The following is a 22,951-nucleotide window of genomic DNA, read 5'->3' on the forward strand; positions in this document are numbered from 1 at the left end:
GGTGAAGGGCTTGATCTACCTTCCAAGGTCGAGCCTTAAGGGTGGGCTCAAGCTGGTCTTCACCTCAATTGGTGGTAGCTAACCACCAATGAGAACAAGATACAAGGGTGGGCGGCTTCACCCCGGAATTTGCATGACCGCAGCGCGGACGCCGTCCGCGCGTTCAATCGGTGCAAGATCAGCCGCAGCGTTGATTCAACAGTGATTTGAACGCGTGTTCGGCAGAGCCGAACACGCTACGCCACCACTTTGCGAATCCACGTCGAGATATCCTGCACCTCTTCCAGGCACAGCGAGTGCTGCATCATGTATTCGTGCCACTCCACCTGGTAACCCAGCGACACCAGCACCTCCTTCGACTCGCGCGCCCGCGCGAACGGCACCACGTTGTCGTGGGTGCCGTGGGCCATGAAGACCGGCGTGGCCAGGCTTTCCTCGGTGCGCTCGCCAGCGACCGAGGCGGCCAGCGGCAGGTAGCCCGACAGGCACAGCATGCCGGCCAGCTTTTCCGGGTGGCGCATGCCGGTCTGCAGGGTCATCGCGCAGCCCTGCGAGAAGCCGGCCAGGATGATGCGCGAGGCCGGGATGCCGCGTGCTTTTTCGCGGGCGATCAGCGCTTCCACGTCGCGCTGCGAGGCGCGCAGGCCGCCTTCGTCCTCGCGGCGGGTCAGCTCGGCGCCGGTGATGTCGTACCAGGCGCGCATCACGTAGCCGCCGTTGATCGTCACCGGCATGGTCTTCGCATGCGGGAACACGAAGCGGATGCCGGGCAGGCCGGCGAGGTCCAGCTCGTTCACCAGGGGCACGAAGTCGTTGCCGTCGGCGCCCAGGCCGTGCAGCCAGATGACGGCCACGGTCGGATTCGGCGCGGTTTCGATCTCGATGTTCTGCAGCAGTTCCATGCAATTCCTTGTTGGCTCAGGCAGCAGGAGGACGCAACGCCGACTTCGGGCGGAAGGTCTTGCTCACCTGGGGATTGGTCTCGATATAGGGGCCGCCGATCAAATCGATGCAGTAGGGGACGGCGGCGAAAATCCCGCCGACGACCGTGTTGCCGGCATCGTCCTTCAGGCCTTCCAGCGTCTCCTTGATCGACTTGGGCTGGCCCGGCAGGTTCATGATCAGGGCGGCGTGGTCGGCGCCGTCACCCTGGACTTCGCGGATTACCGCGGTCTGGCGCGACAGGATCGCGGTCGGCACGAAGCGCAGGCTGATCTGGCGCATCTGCTCGCCGAAGCCCGGCATTTCCTTGGTCGCCACGGCCAGCGTAGCCTCGGGCGTGACGTCGCGGCGCGCCGGGCCGGTGCCGCCGGTGGTCAGGACCAGGTGGCAGCGCGCCCCGTCGACCAGGTCGACCAGGGTGCGCTCGATTTCCGCGCGGTCGTCGGGAATCAGGCGCGTCTCGACACGGAACGGCGTGGTGATGGCCTGCGCCAGCCAGTCGGCCAGGGCCGGGATGCCCTTGTCTTCATAGACGCCGCCGCTGGCGCGGTCCGAGACCGACACCAGGCCGATGATCAGCTCTTGATGCGCCACTTCCGCTTCACTCGTCGTCGGACTCGTCATCGCCGGCTTCTTCCGCGTCATCGGCTTGCGCCTGCTTCGATTTCTTGCCCAGGTCCTTCAGGATCTGGAAGATCTCGCGGTAGGCCTTGGGGGGCTTGTTCTCCGCCTGCTCCTTGCGCGCGTTGCGGATCAGGGTGCGCAGGTGCTGCACGTCCAGTTCCGGGTTCTCCTCCAGCAGCTGGGTCAGGGCCTTGTCGTCGGCGAGCAGCTTTTCGCGGCGGCGCTCGAGGGCGTGCAGGGCGGCGGTTTCGGACTTGGAGGCGCCTTTCCAGCTGTCGATGGTGCGCTGGATGACGGCGACTTCTTCCTCGTCCAGCGTACGCATCTTCTTGCCCACGAATTGCAGGGCGCGGCGGCGGCCTTCGTGGTTGGTGATGGCCTGGCAGGTGAGGATGGCTTCCTTGACGTCTTCCGGCATCTCGACGCGCTTGACGCGGTCGCGCGGCGCGTCCACCAGCTGTTCGCCGAGCTTCTGCAGCTCGTTCGAATGGCGCTTGGCTTCGGACTTGGAAGGACGTTCGTATTCTTGGTCGAACTCGTTGGACTGGAAGCCCACGGAGCCGCGGTTTGGATTAGGCATGATCTTTGGATTGACCCGGATCGATCCGATTGGCGTAGAGCCGGTCAGTGAAAATAGTAAACGGCTGCTATGATAACTGTTTTAGGGCGAGCTACGAAAAACACGACATGAACGACTCCGCGATCACCTCTGCGTTTACCCATACCCAGGACCAGCTGAAGCAGCTCGCACGCGACGTGTTGGCCTTCGCGAAAGAGCAGGGCGCCACCGATGCCTCGGTCGAGATCAGCGAAGGCAGCGGCCTGTCGGTTTCCGTGCGTAAAGGCAAGATCGAGACCATCGAGCAGAACAAGGACAAGGGCATCGGCGTCACCGTGTACTACGGCCAGCGGCGCGGCAATGCCAATACCTCCGACTTCTCCACCAAGTCCCTCAAGGACACCGTGGAAGCGGCCTGGAACATTGCCCGCTTCACCGCCGAAGACAATTGCGCCGGCCTGCCCGACGCCGACCTGCTGGAGATGAATCCGCGCGACCTGCGCCTGTACTACCCCTGGGATATCAGCACCGAGGGGGCCGTCGAACTCGCCCAGCGCTGCGAGAACGCGGCCTTCGAGGTCGATCCGCGCATCAGCAACAGCGAAGGCGCCAGCGTCTACGTGCAGCAGTCGCATTTTGTGGGCGCCAATTCGCGCGGCTTCATCGGCGGCTATCCGTTCTCGCGCCACACGATCTCGGTCGCGCCCATCGCCGGCAAGGGCAACAAGATGCAGCGCGACGACTGGTACAGCTCGGCACGCGACCCGAAAAAGCTGGCCAAGCCGGAACTGGTCGGCCGCTACGCCGCCGAACGCGCCCTGGCGCGCCTGAACGCCCGCAAGCTCGATACCCGCACCTGCCCGGTGCTGTTCGAGGCGCCGCTGGCCGCCGGCCTGCTCGGCGCCTTCGTCCAGGCCGTCTCGGGCGGCTCGCTGTACCGCAAGTCGAGCTTCCTGCTCGATACGCTGGGCAAGCAGGTGTTTCCTGAGCACATCAGCCTGGTCGAAGACCCGCACCTGGTCGGCGCGGTCGGCTCCGCCCCCTTCGACGAAGAAGGCGTGCGCACCGTGCGCCGCAAGGTGGTCGACAATGGCGTACTGCAGGGCTATTTCCTGTCCTCGTACTCGGCGCGCAAGCTAGGCATGCAGACCACGGGCAACGCCGGCGGCTCGCACAATATGGACATCGTCTCGAGCCAGACCAGGCTCGCCGACGACTTCGAAGGCATGCTGCGCAAGATGGGCACGGGCCTGCTGGTCACGGAGCTGATGGGGCAGGGCGTGAACTACGTCACTGGCGATTATTCGCGTGGCGCGTCCGGCTACTGGGTCGAGAACGGCGTGATCCAGTATCCGGTGGAAGAGATCACCATCGCAGGTAATATGCGCGAGATGTTCCAGCAGATCGTGGCCGTCGGCAACGATGTCCTTACGCGTGGCAACAAATCGACCGGCTCGATCCTGATCGAGAAGATGGTCGTCGCCGGAAGCTGAGATTCAGCCGGGATTCAGCCGAGATTCAGACGAGATTCACCTGAGGAGCAGGCATGAGTAAATTCATTCGCATCGACAAGGAAAACAGCCAGAAGAGCGTCCTGCTCAACCTCGACCTCGTGGCCACCGTCGAATTGGCGCAGCCGTCCGACCTGCTGAGCTCGGGCAGCGACGCGCGCAAGGCGTATGCCACCTTCCTGGCGCCGGACAAGACCACCATCGCCACCCTGCATTTCGATTCGCTCGACGACGCGGCCGCCTGGGTCAACAAGCACCTGGGCGTCGAACTCTAACCATCAACCCGCAAGCGGAGGCGTCATGGCCAAGGTCGTCGTATCGCAAGCCTTCGATTTCCGCAGCGCCCAGGACTGGGCCTGGATACTGCGCGAAACGAACCTCAACCGCATCTCGGTCGCCACCGTGACCCTCAAGCAGACTTTCCTGGGAGACTTCCCGCTCGTGCCGGGCAGCAGCCTGAACGGCAAGATCGCGAGCAGCAGCTTTGCCGTCCGCGACGCGGAGGTCTACAGTATCACCGGCCTCGACCATGAGGCGAAGATGCTCGAGCCCTACGTCGAGCGCAAGGGAGACCTGGCCAAGCTGTACGCGTCTTTCCTCGCCGGCGACGATACGGTCGAGGGCAGCAGCGGCAATGACGGCCTGATGGGCTTCGCCGGCCACGACCGCATTCGCGGCGGCGGCGGCGACGACTGGATCTCGGGCGGCGGCGGCAGCGATTTCGCCATCTACGCCGGCAACCGCGCCGGCTATACCATCACCCGCGGGGCTGCCGGCGTGAACGTGGCCGACAAGGCGGGCGCCGAGGGCAGCGACACCCTGGTGGAAGTCGAGCGGGCGATCTTCGCCGACACCCACGTGGCGCTCGACGTGGGCGCGGGCGAAATCGGCGGCCGCGCCTACCGCCTCTACGAAGCCGCCTTCAACCGCACCCCGGACGCCCTGGGTGTGGGCTTCTGGATCGCGCGGCTCGACGAAGGCGTGTCGGTGACGGCCGTGGCCCAGGGTTTCATCGACTCCAACGAGTACCGCGCAGCCTACGGCAGCGACGTGTCGAACCTGGAACTGGTGAGGCGCTACTACACCAACATCCTCGACCGTGCGCCCGAAGAGGCCGGACTGACATTCTGGGTGGACAGGCTCGACAGCGGCGTGTCGCGCGCAGACGTGCTGGCAGGCATCAGCGAAAGCGCCGAGAATATCCAGGGCAGCGCCGCCGTCATTGCGAACGGCTTCGCCTATCTTCCCTATGGCTGAGAACAAGACCAGGGCGAACGGCGCCTGCGTGCGCGCCTATCTCGATGCGATTCCCGACGCCGCCCGGCGCCAGGACTGCGAAACGATCGTGGCCATGATGAGCCGCGTGACCGGCGCGCCGCCCGTCATGTGGGGCGACAGCATCGTCGGCTTCGACAGCTACCACTACAGGTACGCCAGCGGCCGCGAGGGCGATGCGCCGCTCGCCGGTTTCTCGTCGCGCAAGGGCGACATCAGCATCTACCTGTCCTGCGACTTTCCGGCCCAGGAGGGCCTGCGCGAGCGTCTCGGCCGGCACAAGATGGGCAAGGCCTGCCTGTACCTGCGCCGCCTGGACGAGGTCGACGAGAAGGTGCTGGAACAGATCGTGGCCGAGGCGGCCGCCGCCACGCGGGCGCTGTATCCGGCATCGCCGTAGGGTGGGCGGCTCCACCCTGGCATCTGCATCCTCGTCGGCGCGGATGCCGGCCGCGCGTTCAACTCCCCTTAGATCGGGCGGGAAACCTGTTCGGAAGCCGCTTGAACGCGTGTGCGGCGCCCACGCCGCCGGTTCGGGCACGGCGCCGGGTGGAGCCGCACACCCTACGACTACGCCGAGCTCAGCCGGCCTGCTCGATGCGGCTCAGGCGCTGCCCATAGATGCCCCAGGCGACGGCTTCGCCATCGACCGTGGCCTTGAGGGCCCAGCCGGTGCCGATCTTCTCGACCGTCACCTCGGTTTCCAGTTCCCTGGCCACCTTCTCGGCCCAGTTCTGGGCCGCGCCGCGGCCCTTGAACAGCTCCTGGCCCTCGAACACCACGGTGGCGTCGAACACGGAAGCGGAAAAGACGCTCATGGCTTCAGCGCCCGGATGGCGTTCAGCACCGGCTGCAGTACCGCCGCGCCCAGGCGCGCGCTGCGGGCGCCATCCCAGCCCACCTGCGGGTCGGGGTCGTTGGCGTTGTCCTTGAACGGCAGTTCCAGCGTCAAGGAAAGGCAACCGAAGGCGTGGGTGATGTGCGAGGAGCCCATGGTGAGCGTCTCGTCGGTGAACGGGGTCTTGCCGTAGCCGTGCACGTCCTGGAAGTCCGGGCTGGCGATCTTGAAGTCTTCGATGAACCGCTTCTGCTGGGCAGCCTGGGCGTCGCTCCAGGTCGGGAGCGACTCGCTGCCGGCCACGAACACGTAGGGCAGGCCTTCGTCGCCGTGCACGTCCAGGCACAGGTCCACGCCAGTCTCGTGCATCTTCTTCAGCACCAGGAAGACTTCCGGGCTGCGTTCCATCGACGGGTTCATCCACTCGCGGTTCAGGTTGGCGCCGGCCGCGTTGGTGCGCAGGTTTCCGCGCACCGAGCCGTCCGGGTTCATGTTCGGCACCACGTAGAACACCGACTCCCTCAAGAGCTGGCGCCCGAACGGGTGGGCCGGGTCGAGCAGGGCGTCGAGCATGCCCTCCACGAACCACTCGGCCATCGTCTCGCCCGGGTGCTGGCGCGCGATGACCCAGACTTTCTTCTTCTCGGGCGAAGGTTCACCGATGACCAGCATGTTCAGGTCGCGGCCGTCGACCGTGGAGCCGAGGTCGAGCATACGCACGTGTTCCGACATCTGGGCGCGGTCGAGCAGCTCCAGGTGGCGTTCCCACGAGTAGGGCTCGAAGTAGGCGTAGTAGACGCTGTCCATGCCCGGGGTGTGCTCGATCGTCATCACCGTGCCGTCGTACGAGGTCGGCACGCGGAACCAGTTCACGCGGTCATAGCTCGCCATCGCCTGGTAGCCTTCCCAGCCGGCCGGGTAGGCGGCCTGGGCGGCGTTCAGGAAGCGGATGGTGCAGGCCTGGCCTTGCGCGCCCTGCAGGCGGAAGTAGAACCACTGGATGATGTCGGCGTGCGAATCCTTGCGGATGTTCAGGTCGATGGCGTTCGCGCTCGTGGCGTTCACGACCTCGATGGCGCCAGCGTCGAACTGGCTGCTAATCTTGATAGACATGGTGTGTCCTGTCGTCGGGTTAATGCGGAAAACGGTGATAATACTAGTTTTCACCAGTGCTGCCGGATTTCGGCGGCGCGCTTTCAGCGGGGATCGTCATGCGTGTCTTGATCATCGTGGTTTGCCTTGCCGCCTTCTGGCTGGGGTCGCGTATCGCCGACAACCCGCTGGTGGGGATCGTGGTCGCGGCCGTCGTGGCCACGGTCCTGCTGCTGGGCCAGCGTGCCGTGCAACGGCGCCGTCAGGCCAATCCGCCGAAGCGTTCGTAGAAATCGCGGTCTGCGGGCGGGGTGGCGGCGTCCTCCCTGCCCAGCATGGCCATGACGTGTTCCTCGGCGCGTGCCCAGGTAAGGCGGTAGATCCGCTTTGCCAGCTCGTAGGCGTGCGAGCCGGGCCAGGGCGCCGGCAGCAGTTCGAGCGGCAGCATCGGGTCGTGCAGCTGCACGCGGCGGTAGGCGTGAATCAGCAGGGTACGGATGGCAAACGCGTCCTGCGCCGGCAGCGCGCCTTGCTCCAGCTGCGCCAGCAGCGGCGTGAAGCTGTCGATGAAGCCGCGGTAAGCGGCCACCACGCCGCCCAGGTCCCAGGCATCGCCCGCCAGCTCGGGGAGCGGGCGCGAGCCGACCTCGGCCAGCTCGGCCGCGTCGTAGACGAATACCTTGCCTGGTGCGCCGGCGCGCGCCAGCATTTCGCGCAGCGTGTCCCGGTCCGGCGCGGGATGGGCCATCAGGCCCGGCGCCAGCATCGCGAAACCCTCCCATTCCAGTTCCTTGCGCAGCAGCGCACGCAGGTCGCCGTCGATGCTGCCGTTCGGCGCCAGCACCAGGGTCCAGCGGCCGTCCCAGTGCAGGCCTGGCGGCGCATAGATGCGCCGGTTGGCGCGCTCGAAGCGCGGCAGCGCCTTCGGCTCCAGCGCGTAGCGGCTGCGCCGGCCTTCGCGGCTGGCCACCAGCCAGCCTTCCTGCACCAGGCGGAACACGCTGGTGCGCACCAGCCGGTCCGACACCCCGAGGGGACCCAGCAATTCGATCATGCTGCCCAGCCAGAAGGCGCCGCCGTGCGGGGCGATGGCGTCGCCGCACAGGGTCATCACCAGCGATTTGTGGCGCGGCGGGTCGCTGCTCAGGAAGTGGTCGATCCACTGGCCGCTGGTGCGTGCTGTCATCTTGATAAGCCGATAATATGATTCAAAATTTTGGTGTACATCCGATTTTTTGTATCGTATTATGGATTGACCAGGTTTGCAACGGAGACCAGACATGTACGCACAGATGGTGGAGACCGGACTCAAGAAAGTCCGTACCGAGGAAGACATGAGCCTTGACGAAGCGGCGTTCCAGGCCCGCATCGACGCCGGCATCAAGATCGAGCCGAAGGACTGGATGCCCGAGGCCTACCGCAAGACCCTGATCCGCCAGATCTCGCAGCACGCGCACAGCGAGATCGTCGGCCAGCTCCCCGAGGGCAACTGGGTCACACGCGCACCGACGCTCAAGCGCAAGTCGGTCCTGCTGGCCAAGATCCAGGACGAGGCCGGCCACGGCCTGTACCTGTACAGCGCCGCCGAGACGCTCGGCGTGTCGCGCGACGAACTGCTGCAGGCCCTGCACTCGGGCAAAGCCAAGTATTCGAGCATCTTCAACTACCCGACCCTGAGCTGGGCCGACATGGGCGCCATCGGCTGGCTGGTGGACGGCTCGGCCATCATCAACCAGATCCCGCTCTGCCGCTGCTCCTACGGTCCGTACGCGCGCGCCATGATCCGCGTCTGCAAGGAAGAGTCCTTCCATGCGCGCCAGGGCTACGACATCATGATGAGCCTGGCCAAGGGCACGCCGGAGCAGAAGGCGATGGCCCAGGACGCGCTGAACCGCTGGTGGTGGCCGTCCCTGATGATGTTCGGCCCGTCGGACGCCGAGTCGGTGAACAGCGCGCAGTCGACCGCCTGGCGCATCAAGCTGTTCTCGAACGACGAACTGCGCCAGCGCATGGTCGACCAGACCGTGCCGCAAGCCGAATACCTCGGCCTGACCATCCCCGACCCCGACCTCAAGTGGAACGCGGAGCGCGGCTCCTACGACTTCGGCGAGATCGACTGGAGCGAGTTCTACAACGTCCTGAAGGGCAACGGCCCCTGCAACCGCGAGCGCCTGCGCACCCGCGTGAAGGCGTATGAGGACGGCGAATGGTTCCGCGACGCCCTGGTCGCCCACGCCGATAAACAAGCCGCACGTAAAGCAGCTGCTTGATCGTAGGGGTGATCTGGTCCAGTGGACCAGATCACGCTCCGCCGACCGCGCGTTCAACTATCGCCAGCATTACCGCACAAGCTACACGGAGACATAAAAAATGAGCAAAGAATGGCCGCTGTGGGAAGTCTTCATCCGCAGCCAGCACGGCCTGGCCCACAAGCACGTGGGCAGCCTGCACGCACCCGACGCCGAGATGGCGGTCAACAACGCGCGCGACGTCTATACCCGCCGCAACGAAGGCGTCAGCATCTGGGTCGTGCGCGCCCAGGACATCGTGGCCAGCAGCCCGAACGACAAGGAAGCCCTGTTCGAGCCGGCCAACAGCAAGGTGTACCGCCACCCGACCTTCTTCCCGATGCCGGAAGAAGTCAAGAACCTGTAAGCCCGACCATGGACGCGAACATCGCGAAGTTTGAATACCTTCTGCGCCAGGGCGACAACGCCCTGATCCTGTCGCAGCAGCTGTGCCAGCTGTGCGGCAAGGGCCCGGCGCTGGAAGAAGACATGGCGCTGTCGAACGTCGCCCTCGACCTGCTGGGCCAGACGCGCATGTGGCTGACCTATGCCGGCGAGCTCGAAGGCAAGGGCCGCGACGAAGACCGCCTGGCCTTCCAGCGCGACGCCCACGACTACCGCAACTGCCTCCTGGTCGAGCAGCCGAACGGCAGCTACGCCGAGGTCATGATGCGCCAGTTCCTGTTCGATACCTGGCACTACTTCCTGATGGACGGCCTGACCCGCTCCAGCGATGCGCGCATCGCCGAGATCGCGCAGAAGTCGATCAAGGAAGTGACCTACCACCTGCGCCGCTCGGGCGACCTGGTGGTGCGCCTGGGCGACGGCACCGATGTCAGCCACGCGAAGATGCAGATCGCGCTGGACGAGCTGTGGATGTACAGCGGCGAGATGTTCATCTACGACGCAGTGGACAACGCGATGGTGGAGCAGGGCGTCGCCCCGGCCGCCGAGTCCCTGCGCAAGCACTTCCTCGACCATCTGGTCGACGTGCTGAACGAAGCCACGCTCAGGATGCCGCCGGTCGACGCCTGGATGCAGCGCGGCGGCAAGCAGGGCCGGCATAGCGAGCGCCTGGGCTACATCCTGGCCGAGATGCAGTTCCTGCAGCGCGCCTATCCGGGAGCGCAGTGGTAATGAGCCTCGTGGGCGTCACCATCGAACAGGTCTGGAGCTGGCTCGGCGAGGTCGCCGATCCGGAGATCCCGGTCATTTCGGTGGTCGATCTCGGCATCGTGCGCGACGTCGCCTTCGATGGCGACACCTGCGTGGTGACGATCACGCCCACCTATTCCGGCTGCCCGGCCATGCAGGTGATTGCGGACTCGGTGAAGGAAGCCCTGCAGTCGCATGGTTTGCACGACGTGCGCATCATCAGCCGCCTGGCCCCCGCCTGGACCACCGACTGGATGAGCGAAGCCGGCAAGGCCGCCCTCAAGGGCTATGGCATCGCGCCGCCCGTGCAGCAGGCGATCGACATCAGCGGCCTGCACGCCGGCATCCGCCGCCGCGCCGCGCCCGAGGTGGCCTGCCCCAACTGCGGCTCGCCCCACACCCAACTGACCAGCGAGTTCGGCTCGACGCCGTGCAAGGCCCTGTACAAGTGCCTCGACTGCCGCGAGCCTTTCGATTACTTCAAGTGCCATTGAGAGCACAACGAGCATAACGAGACCGATGAGCAAATTCTATCCACTCACCGTGGCCAAGGTGAAGCATGAAACCCGCGACGCCATCGCCGTCACCTTCGACGTCCCGGCCGAGCTGAAGCCGCAATTCGCCTACCAGCAGGGCCAGCACCTGACCCTGCGCGCGATGATCGACGGCGAGGACGTGCGCCGTTCCTACTCGATCTGCTCGGCGGTGCAGGACGACACCCTGCGCGTGGCCATCAAGCGCGTGAACGGCGGCCAGTTCTCGACCTGGGCCAACGAACACCTCAAGCCCGGCACGAGCCTCGAAGTGATGCCGCCGATGGGCCACTTCAACGTGCCGCTCGAGCCCGAGAGCGAGCGCCACTACCTGGCCTTCGCTGCCGGCAGCGGCATCACGCCGATCCTGTCGATCGTGAAGACGACGCTCAAGGCCGAGCCGAAGAGCCGCTTTACCATCGTCTACGGCAACCGCGCTTCGTCGAGCGTGATCTTCCGCGATGAGCTCACCGACCTCAAGGACAGCTACATGAACCGGCTCAAGCTGGTGTATGTGATGAGCCGCGAGCAGCAGGACATCGAACTGTTCAACGGCCGCATCACGGAAGAGAAGTGCGGCCACTTCCTCAAGCACTGGATCGACATCCAGGACATCGACGTCGCCTTCATCTGCGGCCCGGAAGACATGATGCACGGCGTCTCGCGTTCGCTGCAGGCGGCCGGGCTGGCGAAGGAAAAGATCCGCATCGAGCTGTTCGCCGCCAGCATCCCGAAACACGAGCACAAGCCGCGCCGCGTGGAGGCGGGCCAGACCAACCTGACCGAAGTCACCGTCATCATGGACGGCAGCGCGGCCAGCTTCATGATGGACAAGGACAAGGAGTCCCTCCTCGACGCCGGCCTGCGCGCGGGCATCGACATGCGCTACTCGTGCAAGGGCGGCGTGTGCTCGACCTGCCGCTGCAAGGTGCTCGACGGGCAGGTGGAGATGGACGTGAACTACGCGCTCGAAGACTATGAAGTGGCGCGCGGCTTCGTGCTGAGCTGCCAGAGTTTCCCGATCACCGACAAGGTGGTGGTGGACTTCGACATCGCCGAGTAAAGCCAGGCGGCGCGCCCCAGCTGCCCGCCGCCGCATAACAATAAGATTGGAGACCTCCATGAGCTACGAATCCATCCAGTTCAAGATCGAAAACGGCATCGCCCTGCTGACCCTGAACCGCCCCGATCGCCTGAACAGCTTCACCCAGGCCATGCACCTCGAAGTGCGCGATGCGCTCGACAAGCTCCAGGCCGACAAGTCCGTGCGCGTGCTGGTGCTGACCGGCGCCGGCCGCGGCTTCTGCGCCGGCCAGGACCTGCAGGACCGCGCCGTCGCCCCGGGCGCGCCCGGCGTCGACCTCGGCGAATCGGTCGAAAAGTTCTACGCCCCGCTGGTGCTGACCCTGAAGTCGCTCCCGATGCCCGTCATCTGTGCGGTGAACGGCGTGGCCGCCGGCGCCGGCGCCAACCTGGCGCTGGCCTGCGACATCGTGCTGGCCGCAAAGTCCGCCAGCTTCATCGAAGCCTTCTGCAAGCTGGGCCTGATCCCCGACACCGGCGGCACCTGGCACCTGCCGCGCCTGGTCGGTCCCGCGCGCGCCGCGGGCCTGGCCATGCTGGGCGACAAACTCAGCGCCGAGAAGGCCGAACAGTGGGGCCTGATCTGGGCCTGCGTCCCGGACGAAGCGCTGATGGAGCAGGCCATGGCCATGGCCGAGCATTTCGCCAGCGCGCCTACGAAAGGTCTCGCCTTCACCAAGAAAGCGCTGCAGGCCAGCTGGGCCAACACCCTGCCGGAGCAGTTGCAGCTCGAGGCGGAGATGATGCGCGAGCTGGGCTACAGCCACGACTACCGCGAAGGCGTGGCCGCCTTCATCGCCAAGCGCCCGGCGCAGTTCAAGGGAGAATAAGATGGCGGCACTTCAACAAGGCAGCATCGTTGCCGTCGTCGGCAGCGGCGCCATGGGTTCCGGCATCGCCCAGGTGGCGGCCAGCGCCGGCCACCAGGTGCTGCTGTTCGATACCCGCCTGGAAGCCGCCGACAAGGCGATCCTGGACATCGGCAAGACCTACGCCAAACTGGTCGAGAAGGGCCGCATGAGCGCCCTTGAGGCGGATGCGGCGCGCGCACGGCTGCAGCGCATCGCCACGCTGGGCGAGGCGGCTGGGGCGGCGCTGGTGGTCGAGGCCATCGTCGAGAACCTCGAGGCCAAGCGCGCCCTATTTGGCGAACTGGAAGGCATCGTGGGCGACGGCTGCATCCTCGCGACGAACACCTCCTCGATTTCCGTCACCGCCATCGCAGCAAAACTGCGCCACCCGGGACGCCTGGTCGGCATGCACTTCTTCAACCCGGTGCCCCTGATGGCGCTGGTCGAAGTCGTCAGCGGTATCGCTACCGACAGCAATGTGGCCGACACTGTCTACGCCACCGCCGAAGCCTGGGGCAAGAGCCCCGTGCATGCGAAATCGACGCCCGGCTTCATCGTCAACCGCGTCGCCCGCCCGTATTATGCGGAAAGCCTGCGCCTGCTGCTGGAGCAGGCCGGCGACCCGGCCACCATCGACGCCGTGCTGCGCGATTGCGGGGGCTTCCGCATGGGGCCCTTCGAGCTGATGGACCTGATCGGCCACGACGTCAACTTCTCGGTGACGAATTCGGTGTATGACGCCTATTTCGGCGACCCGCGCTTCACGCCCTCGATCCTGCAGCAGGAACTGGTGGACGCCGGTTTCCTGGGCCGCAAGACCGGCCGCGGCTTCTACCGCTACGGCGAAGGCGTCGAGAAGCCCGCCGTGCAGACCGAAACGCCGCAGGCCAGGCCCGAAGCGGTCGCGCTGATCGGCAGCGAATCCGAGCAACTTGCGCCGCTGGCCGCCCGGATCGCCGCGGCAGGCTACGAGATGGCGTGCGAGGAAACCCTGGACTGCACCCCCGGCTTCCTGTGCGGGGGCGCCGCCGTGTATCTCACCGACGGCCGCACGGCAACCGAGCGCGCAGCCGAAGCCTGGCATGCCGACACCGTCGTCTACGACCTGCTGCTCGACCCGGCTGGCGCCACCCGCGTCGCGCTGGCGCGCGCCGACCAGTGCAGCCTCGAGGCCTACCACGCCGTCGTCGGCATGTTCCAGGCCGCAGGCTTTGCCGTCACGCGCCTGGACGACGTGCCCGGCATGGCCGTGATGCGCACAGTGGCCATGCTGGCCAACGAGGCCGCCGACGCCGTCAACCAGGGTGTATGCAGTGCCCGCGCCGTGGACATTGCCATGCAGAAGGGCGTGAACTACCCGCGCGGCCCGCTGGCCTGGGCCGACAGCGTCGGCCTGGAGCACGTCGGCGCCGTGCTGGCCAACCTGGCCGCCACCTACGGCGAAGACCGCTACCGCGTGTCGCCGCTGCTGCGCCGCAAGCTGGCAGCCGATCCGCACGGAGCGCGCTTCCATGCATAGCGATCAGGATGCCCAGCGACAGGCCCTGGCCGAACTGGCCGGCAAGACCATGTACGGGCGCGACCCGGCCAGCCAGGCCCTGGGCATGACGCTCGACGAGATCCGTCCGGGCTATGCCCGCATGTCGATGCGCGTGCGCGGCGACATGCTCAACGGGCACGCCACCTGCCACGGCGGGTATATCTTCATGTTGGCCGACAGCGCCTTCGCCTTCGCCTGCAATTCGCACAACTTCAATACCGTGGGCGCCGGCTGCAGCATCGATTACCTGGCCCCGGGACGCGAAGGCGACATGCTGGTAGCCGAGGCGGTCGAGCAGGCCTTGCAAGGCAAGACCGGCGTCTACGACATCAAGGTGAGCAACCAGGATGGACGCACGGTGGCGCTGTTCCGCGGGAAGTCGCACCGTGTGAGCGGCATGGTCGCGGAAGCCGGCTAGCCAAGGCCGTGGCAAGACGACGAGGAGCTCGAGATGGTCCAACGTAATCCTTCGCAAGACGCACTGGAGCCGATCGAACGGGCGAGCCGCGACGAGCTGCAGGCCCTGCAACTGGAGCGCCTGCAGTGGTCGCTGCGGCATGCCTACGAGAACGTGCCGCACTACCGCGCCGCCTTCGATGCGGCCGGCGTGCACCCCGGCGACCTGAAGACGCTCGCCGACCTGGCCAGGTTCCCCTTCACCGACAAGAAGACCCTGCGCGACAACTACCCGTTCGGCCTGTTCGCCGTACCGCGCGAACAGGTGGTGCGCATCCACGCATCCAGCGGCACCACCGGCAAGGCGACCGTGGTCGGCTACACACAAAAGGACATCGATACCTGGGCCGGCGTGGTCGCACGCTCGATCCGCGCCGCCGGCGGCCGTCCGGGCGACATGGTGCACATTTCCTACGGCTACGGCCTGTTCACCGGCGGCCTGGGGGCGCACTACGGCGCGGAGAAGCTGGGCTGCACCGTGATCCCGATGTCGGGCGGCCAGACCGAGAAGCAGGTGCAGCTGATCCAGGATTTCCAGCCCTCGATCATCATGGTGACGCCCTCGTACATGCTGAACATCATCGAGGAGTTCACGCGCCAGGGACTGGACCCGGCGGCATCGTCGCTCCAGGTCGGCATCTTCGGCGCCGAGCCCTGGACCGACGCCATGCGCAGGGAGATCGAGACCCGCGCCGGCATCGACGCGGTCGACATCTACGGCCTGTCGGAAGTGATGGGCCCGGGCGTGGCCAGCGAATGCATCGAGAGCAAGGACGGCCCGGTCATCTGGGAAGACCACTTCTACCCCGAGATCATCGACCCGGACACCGGCGAGGTGCTGCCGGATGGCGCCGAGGGCGAACTCGTGTTCACCTCGCTGACCAAGGAAGCGCTGCCGGTCATCCGCTACCGTACGCGCGACCTGACGAAGCTCCTGCCGCCGACTTCGCGCTCGATGCGGCGCATGGGCCGCATCACCGGCCGCTCGGACGACATGCTGATCATCCGCGGGGTGAACGTGTTCCCGAGCCAGATCGAGGAACTGATATTGGCGATGCCGGCGCTGGCGCCGCAGTACCAGCTGGTGCTTGGCCGCGACGGCCACCTCGACACCCTGGAGGTGCTGGGCGAACTGCGCGACGGTGCGCTGGCGCCAGGCGCGGTGGAGGCACTGTGCCGCGAACTCCAGCACTGCATCAAGACCCACGTGGGCGTGAGTACCCGTGTAACGCTAAAGCCACCCGGCGGCATCGAACGCACGCTGACCGGCAAGGCCCGGCGCGTGCTCGACCAGCGCCCGAGAAACTGATCAAGAATCCTGAGGAGACCCCATGACTGACGCATTCATCTGCGACGCCATCCGCACCCCCTTCGGCCGCTACGGCGGCTCGCTCTCGAGCGTGCGCGCCGACGACCTCGGCGCACTGCCGATCGCGGCGCTCATCGCCCGCAACAAGGACGTGGACTGGGCGCTTTTGGACGACCTGTTCTACGGCTGCGCCAACCAGGCCGGCGAAGACAACCGCAACGTCGGCCGCATGGCCGCGCTGCTGGCCGGCCTGCCGCCGGAAGTGCCGGGTAATACCATCAACCGCCTGTGCGGCTCGGGGATGGACGCCGTCGGCACCGCCGCACGCGCCATCCGCGCCGGCGAGGCGAATCTGATCATCGCCGGCGGCGTCGAGAGCATGACCCGCGCGCCTTTTGTGATGGCCAAGGCCGACAGCGCCTTCTCGCGCGCCGCCAAAATCGAAGACACCACCCTCGGCTGGCGCTTCGTCAACCCGCTCATGAAAGCGAAGTACGGCATCGACTCGATGCCGGAGACGGCCGAGAACGTGGCGGTGGAATTCAACATCAAGCGCGCCGACCAGGACGCGTTCGCGCTGCGCAGCCAGCAGCGCTGGGCGCGCGCGCACGCCGAGGGCGTGTTCAAGGACGAGATCGTGCCTGTGACGATCCACGGTAAGCCGTCGCGCAGCGGCGGCGGCGAGTCGCGTGTGTTCGACACCGACGAGCAGCCGCGCGAGACGAGCATGGAAGCGCTGGCGAAACTGAAGGGCGTGGTAAGGCCCGACGGCACGGTCAGCGCCGGCAATGCATCGAGCCTGAACGACGGCGCCTGCGCACTGCTGCTGGCGTCAGGCGACGCCGCTGCCCGCTATGGCTTGAGCCCGCGCGCCCGCGTGGTCGGCATGGCCACCGCCGGCCTGGCGCCGCGCATCATGGGCTTCGGCCCGTCGCCGGCCGTCAAGAAGCTGCTGGCGCAGACCGGCTTGAGCGTCGGCCAGATGGACGTGATCGAACTGAACGAAGCCTTCGCCGCCCAGGGCCTGGCCGTGATGCGCGACCTCGGCCTGCCCGACGACGCCGCGCACGTGAACCCGAACGGCGGCGCGATCGCGCTCGGCCATCCGCTGGGCGCCTCGGGCGCGCGCCTGGTGACGACCGCCGTCAACCAGCTGCACCGCACCAAGGGGCGCTACGCGCTGTGCACCATGTGCATCGGCGTGGGGCAGGGCATCGCCATCATCGTCGAGCGGGTATAAGCATGGTCAAGGTGTACGAGATCAACGGCGTGCGGCCGGTGGTGCATCCCACCGCCTACGTGCACCCGTCGGCGGTGCTGATCGGCGACGTGATCGTCGGCCCGCGCTGCTACATCGGCCCGCTGGCCTCGATGCGCGGCGACTTCGGCCGCCTGGTCCTGGAAGAGGGCGCCAACCTGCAGGATACCTGCGTGATGCACGGCTTCGCGGGCGAAGACACGGTGGTCGAGGTCGACGGCCACATCGGCCATGGCGCCGTGCTGCACGGCTGCCGCGTCAAGCGCAATGCCATGGTGGGCATGAATGCGGTCGTGATGGACAAGGCGGTCGTGGGCGAGGAATCGATCGTGGCGGCGATGAGCTTCGTGAAGGCGGGCATGATCATCCCGCCGCGCAGCATGGTGATGGGCACGCCGGCCAGGGTCATGCGCGAGCTGACGGATGAAGACGTGAAGTGGAAGAGTTTCGGGACGCGGCAGTATCACGAGCTGAACGTGCGTTCGCTGCAGACGATGCGCGAGGTCGACGCGCTGACCGAAGTGGAACCGAACCGGAAGGGCATCGAGTTCGCGCCCGACGGCATGCACAAACCGAAAACCTGAAGAGACAAGAACGGAGACAAATGACATGGGCAACATCGCAACCCTGCAAAGCCTGATCGCCGGCCGCTGGCACGGCACCGAGGCACACACCCCGCTGCACAGCGCGCTGAACAACGAGCTGATCTTCCACACCCACGCCGAGAAAATCGACTTCGACGAAGCCGTCACCTACGGCCGCAAGACCGGCATCCCGGCCCTCATGCAGCTCGACTTCCAGAAGCGCGCCCAGCGCCTGAAAGCCCTGGCCCTGTACATGATGGAGCGTAAGGAAGAGCTGTACGAGATCTCTCATCTCACCGGCGCCACCCGCCCGGACAGCTGGGTCGACGTCGAAGGCGGCATCGGCACCCTGTTCGCCTACGCCAGCATGGGCGGGCGCGAGCTGCCTTCCTCGAACGTGCTGCACGAAGGCCCGGCGATTGCCCTGGGCAAGCGCGGCGGCTTCGCCGGCACCCACATCCTGGTGCCGCGCGGCGGCCTGGCGGTGCACATCAACGCCTTCAACTTCCCGATCTGGGGCATGCTGGAAAAATTCGCGCCGAGCTTCCTGGCCGCGATGCCCTGCATCGTCAAGCCGGCCACCGCTACCAGCTACCTGACCCACGCCACCGTGAAGATGATGATGGATTCCGGCCTGCTGCCGGAAGGCGCGCTGCAGCTCGTCATCGGCAGCACCGGCGACCTGCTCGACCGCCTGGGCGGCTTCGACGCCGTCACCTTCACCGGCTCGGCCGACACCGCCGCCAAGCTGAAGGCCAACCAGAACCTGATCCGCGAATCGGTGCCCTTCACCGCCGAAGCCGACTCGCTCAACTGCGCCATCCTGGCGCCGGACGTGGCACCTGGCGACCCTGAATTCGACCTGTTCGTGAAGGAAGTGGCGCGCGAGATGACCGGCAAGGCCGGCCAGAAGTGCACCGCCATCCGCCGCGTCATCGTGCCCGAGCAGCATGCCGAGGCCGTGGGCGCGCGCCTGCGCGAACGCCTGGCCAGGATCACCGTCGGCAACCCGAAGGTCGAGGGTGTGCGCATGGGGGCGCTGGCTTCGATGGACCAGCACCGCGACGTGTCCGAGCGCGTCGAGATGCTCGCGCGCGGCAATGAAGTCCTGTTCAGCGCGCGCGACGGTTTCAATCCGGTGGGTGACGGCTGTGCCAACGGCGCCTTCTTCGCGCCGACCCTGCTCCTGTGCCGCAACGCGCTGGTCAACGACGCCGTCCACGACATCGAAGCCTTCGGCCCGGTCTCCACCCTCATGACCTACAGCGACATCGACGAGGCCTTGATGCTCGCCGCGCGCGGCAAGGGCAGCCTGGTGACGACGCTCGTGACCAAGGACCCGGCGATCGCCGCACACGCGGTGCCGGTGGCCGCGGCCTCGCACGGCCGCGTGCACATCCTCGAGCGCGAATCGGCGGTCGATTCCACCGGCCACGGCTCGCCGTTGCCGCAACTCAAGCACGGCGGTCCGGGCCGCGCCGGCGGCGGCGAAGAGCTGGGCGGCATCCGCGCCGTCAAGCACTTCCTGCAGCGCGCCGCGGTGCAGGGTTCGCCGACCATGCTGGGCGCCGTCACCGGCGAATACGTGCGCGGCGGCGCGGTCAAGGAAACCGACATCCACCCGTTCCGCCGCTGGTTCGAAGACCTCGAAGTCGGCCACTCGCTGCTGACCCACCGCCGTACCGTGAGCGAGGCGGACATCGTCAACTTCGGCGGCGTCTCGGGCGACTACTTCTACATGCACTTCGACGAGATCGCGGCCAAGGACACCCAGTTCGGCAAGCGCATCGCGCACGGCTACTTCGTGCTGTCGGCGGCAGCGGGCCTGTTCGTGTCGCCGGCGCCGGGCCCGGTGCTGGCCAACTACGGCCTGGACAATCTGCGCTTCGTGGCGCCGGTGGCGATCGGCGACACCATCCGCGCAAGGCTCACCTGCAAGCGCAAGGTCGACCGCAACCGCACGGACGAACAGGGCCGCGGCCAGGGCGTGGTGGCCTGGGACGTGCAAGTCACCAATCAACACGACGAACTGGTGGCGAGTTACGATATCCTGACGCTGGTACAAAAGCGCAGTTGAGCGCGGCAGGGACGGTCCCGCCGGCTCGGCGCCAATCATGGAGGCCGTGAGCATGTCGAGACTGGACCTGAGCAGTATCCCCGTGGTGGGCGGCACGGGCTATCCCGAGCCGTTCGCCGAGATCGTGGACGGACGCACCAAACAGGCCCTGGGCGACGCCGGGGGCCTGAGCCAGTTCGGCGTGAATCTTGTCGAGCTGCAGCCGGGCGCCGCCTCGTCGCAGCGCCACTGGCATTCGCATGAAGACGAATTCGTGATGGTCGTGTCGGGGGAACTGGTGCTGGTCACCGACGAAGGCGAGACCATCATGCGCGCAGGCGACTGCGCGGCTTTCCCGGGCGGAAAGCCGAACGGGCACCATCTCATCAACCGCAGCTGGGGGCCAGGCGTGTTCCTGTGCGTCGGCTCGCGCATCCCGGGCGATTCGGCGCTCTACCCCGACATCGACCTGCGCTACGACGGCGACAGCAAAACCTTCCTGCACAAGGATGGGACGCCTTATCCCCCTCGCGGCTGAGAAGCCCGATCAGTTCAGCTTGCGGGCGTAGCGCGAGCGGATGTGCTGGCTGACGAAGGTCGACAAACCGCGGCCTTCGCGCGCCAGTTCCTGCATCCTGGCAATGTTCTCCGGCCCAGCGCTGCGCTCGGTGTACAGGTAGCGATCACCGCCGGTGAACTGGATGGTGATCGAGTCCTTGTCGATGTCGTAGGCGACCACGCCGGATTCGCCGCTCGTATTGCGATAGCGGTGCATGCGCACCTCCATGGGTTACGTCGATATCTCGTATGTGGGTGCCGATCGCCCCAAGACAAGCCGGCTCAGCGGCCGATCTTGCGCTGCACCTTCAATAGCCCACTTTCTGTACGCACGGCAACAAGGTCCAGGTAATCCGCCACAGGTGGTGAACGGGTATCGACCGGATGCGTGTGCGTGGCCGTCACGACGACGCTGTCCATGCCCGCGCTTTCCGCTGCGGCCAGGCCGATTGTCGTGTCCTCGAACACCAGGCAATCCTGCGGCGCCACGCCCAGTTTCTGCGCGCCCAGCAGGAAAGGATCGGGATGCGGCTTGCCGCGCAGGACGTCGTCGGCGGAAACCAGCAGCGGCGGCAGCGGCAGGCCGGCGGCGGCGATGCGCGCCGTCGCCAGCGGCCGCGAGGCCGAGGTGACGATGGCCCAGCGCTCGAGCGGCAGGCTGGCCAGGAAACGGCCCACGCCGGCGATTTCCTCGATGTCGCCCACGTCCTCGATCTCGGCCAGCGCAATCCCCAATGCCTCGGCCACCGGATCGACCCCGGGCAAGCCGAGACTGCGGATGCTGTCTTCGGTACGCTTGCCGTGAATGGTCGGCACGAAACTCACCGGGTCCAGGCCATGCCGGATCGCCCAGGCGGTCCAGACCCGCTCGGCGGACTTGATCGAGGTGAGGATGGTGCCGTCCATGTCGAACAGGAAGGCGGCGTATTCGCGTGAAGGCAGGATGGAGGGATTGGTGGGCGTCACGGGGGCAGTCTCGCTGGATGGATGATCGTGCAGCATAGCGCAAACGGCGCCAGTCCTTCGCTCCCATGCCTGCCGCCAGGCGCTTGACCTTTCGCCAACACGCTGCCAGACTAGCGATTCATCCAACCGATCCGAGGAGACACGCATGCACCAGCCTGACACCGCCCTCCGGTCGGCCGCCTGATCCGCCTCCCGACGATGTCCGGGGCGGCCTGAGCCGCCGACCTTCCATTCCCTGATTTCGCCGCGCCTTTACCGCGGCTGCCTGCGCACGCCTGTTGCGCCTTTGAATTGGAAAACACATCGTCATGATCGACTTCGCTTTCCCGACCCTGCACGGGATCGGCTTCCAGCAGCATTTCGTTTCACAACTCGCGGCGGCATCGCCGCCACAGCGCCTTGCCCGCGTCACGTCCGTCCAGCGCGAGCTGCTCACGCTCGACGACGGGTGCGAGGCCTTTTACGCGCGCAGCCCGCGTTTCGTCTCGAGCGGCCAGCCCGTGGTGGGCGACTGGGTGCTTGCCACCCACAAGCTGGGCGACTGGTGGATCGCCCACACCCTGGATGCCTTCACCCGGCTGTCGCGCCGGACGGCATCCGGCAGCCAGGTCCTGGCCAGCAACGTGGATACCGCCTTGCTGCTGATGGGCCTGGACAATGACTTCAATCCGCGCCGCATGGAGCGCTACATCGCCCTGGTGCGGGCCTGCGGCGTGGAGCCGGTGATGGTGCTGACCAAGCCCGACATCGGCAGCGAGGTCGGGCACAGGATCGCGCAGCTGCGCCAGCGCATTCCGGAGGACGTGCCGCTGCTGCAGCTCATTCCTGCCGAGCAGCACGATGCCGGCCTGCTCGCGCCCTGGCTGGGGGCAGGGCAGACCCTGGTGCTGCTGGGCTCCTCGGGCGTGGGCAAGTCCACGCTTACCAATGCGCTCGCCGGCAGCCTGCAGGCCACCGGCGGCACGCGGCACGGCGACGACCGCGGACGCCACACGACCACGGCGCGTTCGCTGCACCGCTGTCCGGGCGGCGCCTGCATCATCGATACGCCCGGGCTGCGCGCCTGGCAGCCGGATGCGGACGAGGAGGAGCTGGCGCTGTCGTTCAACGATATCGCGGCCCTGGCGCACGGGTGCCAGTTCCGCGACTGCCACCATGAGAGCGAGCCGGGTTGCGCGGTGCGGGAGGTGGTGGATGCGGACCGGCTGCAGAACTACCGCAAGCTGTTGCGCGAGGTAAGGCGGGCGGAGCAGACGGCGCTGGAGCGGATCGCCGAGCGCGGGAAGTGGAAGGTGTTGAACAGGGAGGCGAGGCAGCGGGGACGCGACAAGCGCGGCGGATGAACACGTCTGTCCCGTAGGGTGGTCGGCAGAGTGAACTGACCCCAGAAAGTTGGACACTAACTTTCTGGGGTTTTATGGGGAAGTACACACCTGCCTTCAAGCTGATTGTCGTGCAACGGTATCTTGAAGG

Annotated in this window: 27 protein-coding genes; 19 read left to right on the forward strand and 8 right to left on the reverse strand. The window is 66.5% G+C overall.

Annotated elements, in window-relative coordinates; genetic code table 11:
- Positions 1-236 precede the first annotated feature (236 nt).
- From AC56KL_RS22695 to yjgA, 3 genes are read right to left on the reverse strand one after another with little or no spacing between them, the layout of a single operon-like run.
- Positions 237-902, reverse strand: coding sequence for an alpha/beta hydrolase (locus AC56KL_RS22695; protein ID WP_497182446.1), 666 nt, complete (start codon positions 900-902; stop codon positions 237-239).
- 16 nt (positions 903-918) lie between these two features.
- On the reverse strand, positions 919-1,566 hold the full coding sequence (mog, locus tag AC56KL_RS22700) for a molybdopterin adenylyltransferase (protein WP_497182447.1): 648 nt from the start codon (positions 1,564-1,566) through the stop codon (positions 919-921).
- On the reverse strand, positions 1,544-2,146 hold the full coding sequence (gene yjgA, locus AC56KL_RS22705; protein WP_497182448.1) for a ribosome biogenesis factor YjgA: 603 nt from the start codon (positions 2,144-2,146) through the stop codon (positions 1,544-1,546). Before yjgA ends, mog begins: the two co-directional genes overlap by 23 nt.
- A 107-nt stretch (positions 2,147-2,253) precedes the next feature.
- Here yjgA and pmbA point away from each other — a divergent pair, with 107 nt between their 5' ends.
- Genes pmbA through AC56KL_RS22725 form a run of 4 tightly spaced genes read left to right on the forward strand, consistent with a single transcriptional unit; the run spans position 2,254 to position 5,311 of the window.
- Complete coding sequence (gene pmbA / locus AC56KL_RS22710; protein ID WP_497182449.1) at positions 2,254-3,618, forward strand: metalloprotease PmbA; 1,365 nt, start codon at positions 2,254-2,256, stop codon at positions 3,616-3,618.
- A gap of 53 nt (positions 3,619-3,671) precedes the next feature.
- Positions 3,672-3,911 (forward strand): hypothetical protein, encoded by a 240-nt coding sequence (locus AC56KL_RS22715; RefSeq protein ID WP_497182450.1) that lies wholly within the window; start codon positions 3,672-3,674, stop codon positions 3,909-3,911.
- A gap of 25 nt (positions 3,912-3,936) precedes the next feature.
- On the forward strand, positions 3,937-4,893 hold the full coding sequence (locus tag AC56KL_RS22720) for a DUF4214 domain-containing protein (protein WP_497182451.1): 957 nt from the start codon (positions 3,937-3,939) through the stop codon (positions 4,891-4,893).
- A complete protein-coding gene (locus AC56KL_RS22725; RefSeq protein WP_497182452.1) occupies positions 4,886-5,311 on the forward strand; it encodes a DUF1801 domain-containing protein in 426 nt (141 codons plus the stop codon). Before AC56KL_RS22720 ends, AC56KL_RS22725 begins: the two co-directional genes overlap by 8 nt.
- 181 nt (positions 5,312-5,492) lie before the next feature.
- On the opposite strand, the gene AC56KL_RS22730 is transcribed toward AC56KL_RS22725, so the two are convergent.
- Both AC56KL_RS22730 and AC56KL_RS22735 read right to left on the reverse strand, forming a co-directional pair.
- Positions 5,493-5,729, reverse strand: coding sequence for a hypothetical protein (locus tag AC56KL_RS22730; protein ID WP_497182453.1), 237 nt, complete (start codon positions 5,727-5,729; stop codon positions 5,493-5,495).
- Positions 5,726-6,862, reverse strand: a complete 1,137-nt coding sequence (locus AC56KL_RS22735) for a M14 family metallopeptidase (RefSeq protein WP_497182454.1) — start codon at positions 6,860-6,862, stop codon at positions 5,726-5,728. Before AC56KL_RS22735 ends, AC56KL_RS22730 begins: the two co-directional genes overlap by 4 nt.
- 98 nt (positions 6,863-6,960) lie before the next feature.
- On the opposite strand from AC56KL_RS22735, the gene AC56KL_RS22740 reads away from it, so the two are divergent.
- Positions 6,961-7,131 (forward strand): hypothetical protein, encoded by a 171-nt coding sequence (locus tag AC56KL_RS22740; RefSeq protein ID WP_497182455.1) that lies wholly within the window; start codon positions 6,961-6,963, stop codon positions 7,129-7,131.
- On the opposite strand, the gene paaX is transcribed toward AC56KL_RS22740, so the two are convergent.
- A complete protein-coding gene (gene paaX, locus AC56KL_RS22745; protein WP_497182456.1) occupies positions 7,104-8,027 on the reverse strand; it encodes a phenylacetic acid degradation operon negative regulatory protein PaaX in 924 nt (307 codons plus the stop codon). The two genes, AC56KL_RS22740 and paaX, sit on opposite strands and share 28 nt — an antisense overlap.
- A 94-nt stretch (positions 8,028-8,121) precedes the next feature.
- Between paaX and paaA the strand changes: the two genes are divergently transcribed.
- From paaA to AC56KL_RS22810, 13 genes are all read left to right on the forward strand, one after another.
- On the forward strand, positions 8,122-9,111 hold the full coding sequence (paaA, locus tag AC56KL_RS22750) for a 1,2-phenylacetyl-CoA epoxidase subunit PaaA (protein WP_497182457.1): 990 nt from the start codon (positions 8,122-8,124) through the stop codon (positions 9,109-9,111).
- Positions 9,112-9,211: 100 nt separating this feature from the next.
- Entirely contained in the window at positions 9,212-9,496 is a 285-nt protein-coding gene (paaB, locus tag AC56KL_RS22755; RefSeq protein ID WP_224946646.1) for a 1,2-phenylacetyl-CoA epoxidase subunit PaaB, read from the forward strand.
- Positions 9,497-9,504: 8 nt separating this feature from the next.
- Positions 9,505-10,266 carry a 1,2-phenylacetyl-CoA epoxidase subunit PaaC gene (gene paaC / locus AC56KL_RS22760; protein ID WP_497182458.1) on the forward strand — a complete coding sequence of 254 codons (762 nt, stop codon included), beginning with the start codon at positions 9,505-9,507 and terminating at the stop codon, positions 10,264-10,266.
- Positions 10,266-10,778, forward strand: a complete 513-nt coding sequence (gene paaD, locus AC56KL_RS22765) for a 1,2-phenylacetyl-CoA epoxidase subunit PaaD (RefSeq protein WP_497182459.1) — start codon at positions 10,266-10,268, stop codon at positions 10,776-10,778. Before paaC ends, paaD begins: the two co-directional genes overlap by 1 nt.
- A 25-nt stretch (positions 10,779-10,803) precedes the next feature.
- Positions 10,804-11,880: a 1,2-phenylacetyl-CoA epoxidase subunit PaaE gene (gene paaE, locus AC56KL_RS22770; RefSeq protein WP_497182460.1), complete on the forward strand. Its 1,077-nt coding sequence runs from the start codon at positions 10,804-10,806 to the stop codon at positions 11,878-11,880.
- A gap of 58 nt (positions 11,881-11,938) precedes the next feature.
- Positions 11,939-12,730, forward strand: a complete 792-nt coding sequence (gene paaG / locus AC56KL_RS22775; RefSeq protein ID WP_497182461.1) for a 2-(1,2-epoxy-1,2-dihydrophenyl)acetyl-CoA isomerase PaaG — start codon at positions 11,939-11,941, stop codon at positions 12,728-12,730.
- 1 nt (position 12,731) lies between these two features.
- Positions 12,732-14,270: a 3-hydroxyacyl-CoA dehydrogenase PaaH gene (gene paaH, locus AC56KL_RS22780; protein ID WP_497182462.1), complete on the forward strand. Its 1,539-nt coding sequence runs from the start codon at positions 12,732-12,734 to the stop codon at positions 14,268-14,270.
- Complete coding sequence (gene paaI, locus AC56KL_RS22785) at positions 14,263-14,709, forward strand: hydroxyphenylacetyl-CoA thioesterase PaaI (RefSeq protein ID WP_497182463.1); 447 nt, start codon at positions 14,263-14,265, stop codon at positions 14,707-14,709. Before paaH ends, paaI begins: the two co-directional genes overlap by 8 nt.
- Positions 14,710-14,742: 33 nt before the next feature.
- On the forward strand, positions 14,743-16,056 hold the full coding sequence (gene paaK / locus AC56KL_RS22790; protein ID WP_497182464.1) for a phenylacetate--CoA ligase PaaK: 1,314 nt from the start codon (positions 14,743-14,745) through the stop codon (positions 16,054-16,056).
- A gap of 22 nt (positions 16,057-16,078) precedes the next feature.
- The gene (pcaF, locus tag AC56KL_RS22795) at positions 16,079-17,296 is read left to right on the forward strand and encodes a 3-oxoadipyl-CoA thiolase (protein ID WP_497182465.1); all 1,218 of its coding nucleotides are present in this window, start codon (positions 16,079-16,081) and stop codon (positions 17,294-17,296) included.
- Between the two features lie 2 nt (positions 17,297-17,298).
- Positions 17,299-17,898 (forward strand): phenylacetic acid degradation protein PaaY, encoded by a 600-nt coding sequence (locus AC56KL_RS22800; RefSeq protein ID WP_497182466.1) that lies wholly within the window; start codon positions 17,299-17,301, stop codon positions 17,896-17,898.
- 25 nt (positions 17,899-17,923) lie between these two features.
- Positions 17,924-19,975 (forward strand): phenylacetic acid degradation bifunctional protein PaaZ, encoded by a 2,052-nt coding sequence (gene paaZ / locus AC56KL_RS22805; protein ID WP_497182467.1) that lies wholly within the window; start codon positions 17,924-17,926, stop codon positions 19,973-19,975.
- Between the two features lie 52 nt (positions 19,976-20,027).
- Positions 20,028-20,492, forward strand: a complete 465-nt coding sequence (locus AC56KL_RS22810; RefSeq protein WP_497182468.1) for a cupin domain-containing protein — start codon at positions 20,028-20,030, stop codon at positions 20,490-20,492.
- Between the two features lie 9 nt (positions 20,493-20,501).
- Here the strand turns inward: AC56KL_RS22810 and AC56KL_RS22815 are convergent, their stop codons facing one another.
- Positions 20,502-20,729 carry a hypothetical protein gene (locus AC56KL_RS22815; protein WP_497182469.1) on the reverse strand — a complete coding sequence of 76 codons (228 nt, stop codon included), beginning with the start codon at positions 20,727-20,729 and terminating at the stop codon, positions 20,502-20,504.
- A 65-nt stretch (positions 20,730-20,794) separates the two neighbouring features.
- Positions 20,795-21,478: an HAD-IA family hydrolase gene (locus tag AC56KL_RS22820; RefSeq protein WP_497182470.1), complete on the reverse strand. Its 684-nt coding sequence runs from the start codon at positions 21,476-21,478 to the stop codon at positions 20,795-20,797.
- 308 nt (positions 21,479-21,786) lie between these two features.
- Between AC56KL_RS22820 and rsgA the strand changes: the two genes are divergently transcribed.
- The gene (rsgA, locus tag AC56KL_RS22825; RefSeq protein ID WP_497182471.1) at positions 21,787-22,821 is read left to right on the forward strand and encodes a ribosome small subunit-dependent GTPase A; all 1,035 of its coding nucleotides are present in this window, start codon (positions 21,787-21,789) and stop codon (positions 22,819-22,821) included.
- The last annotated feature ends 130 nt before the right edge of the window (positions 22,822-22,951 follow it).

This window comes from Telluria sp. ZB4P34 (assembly GCF_059686055.1).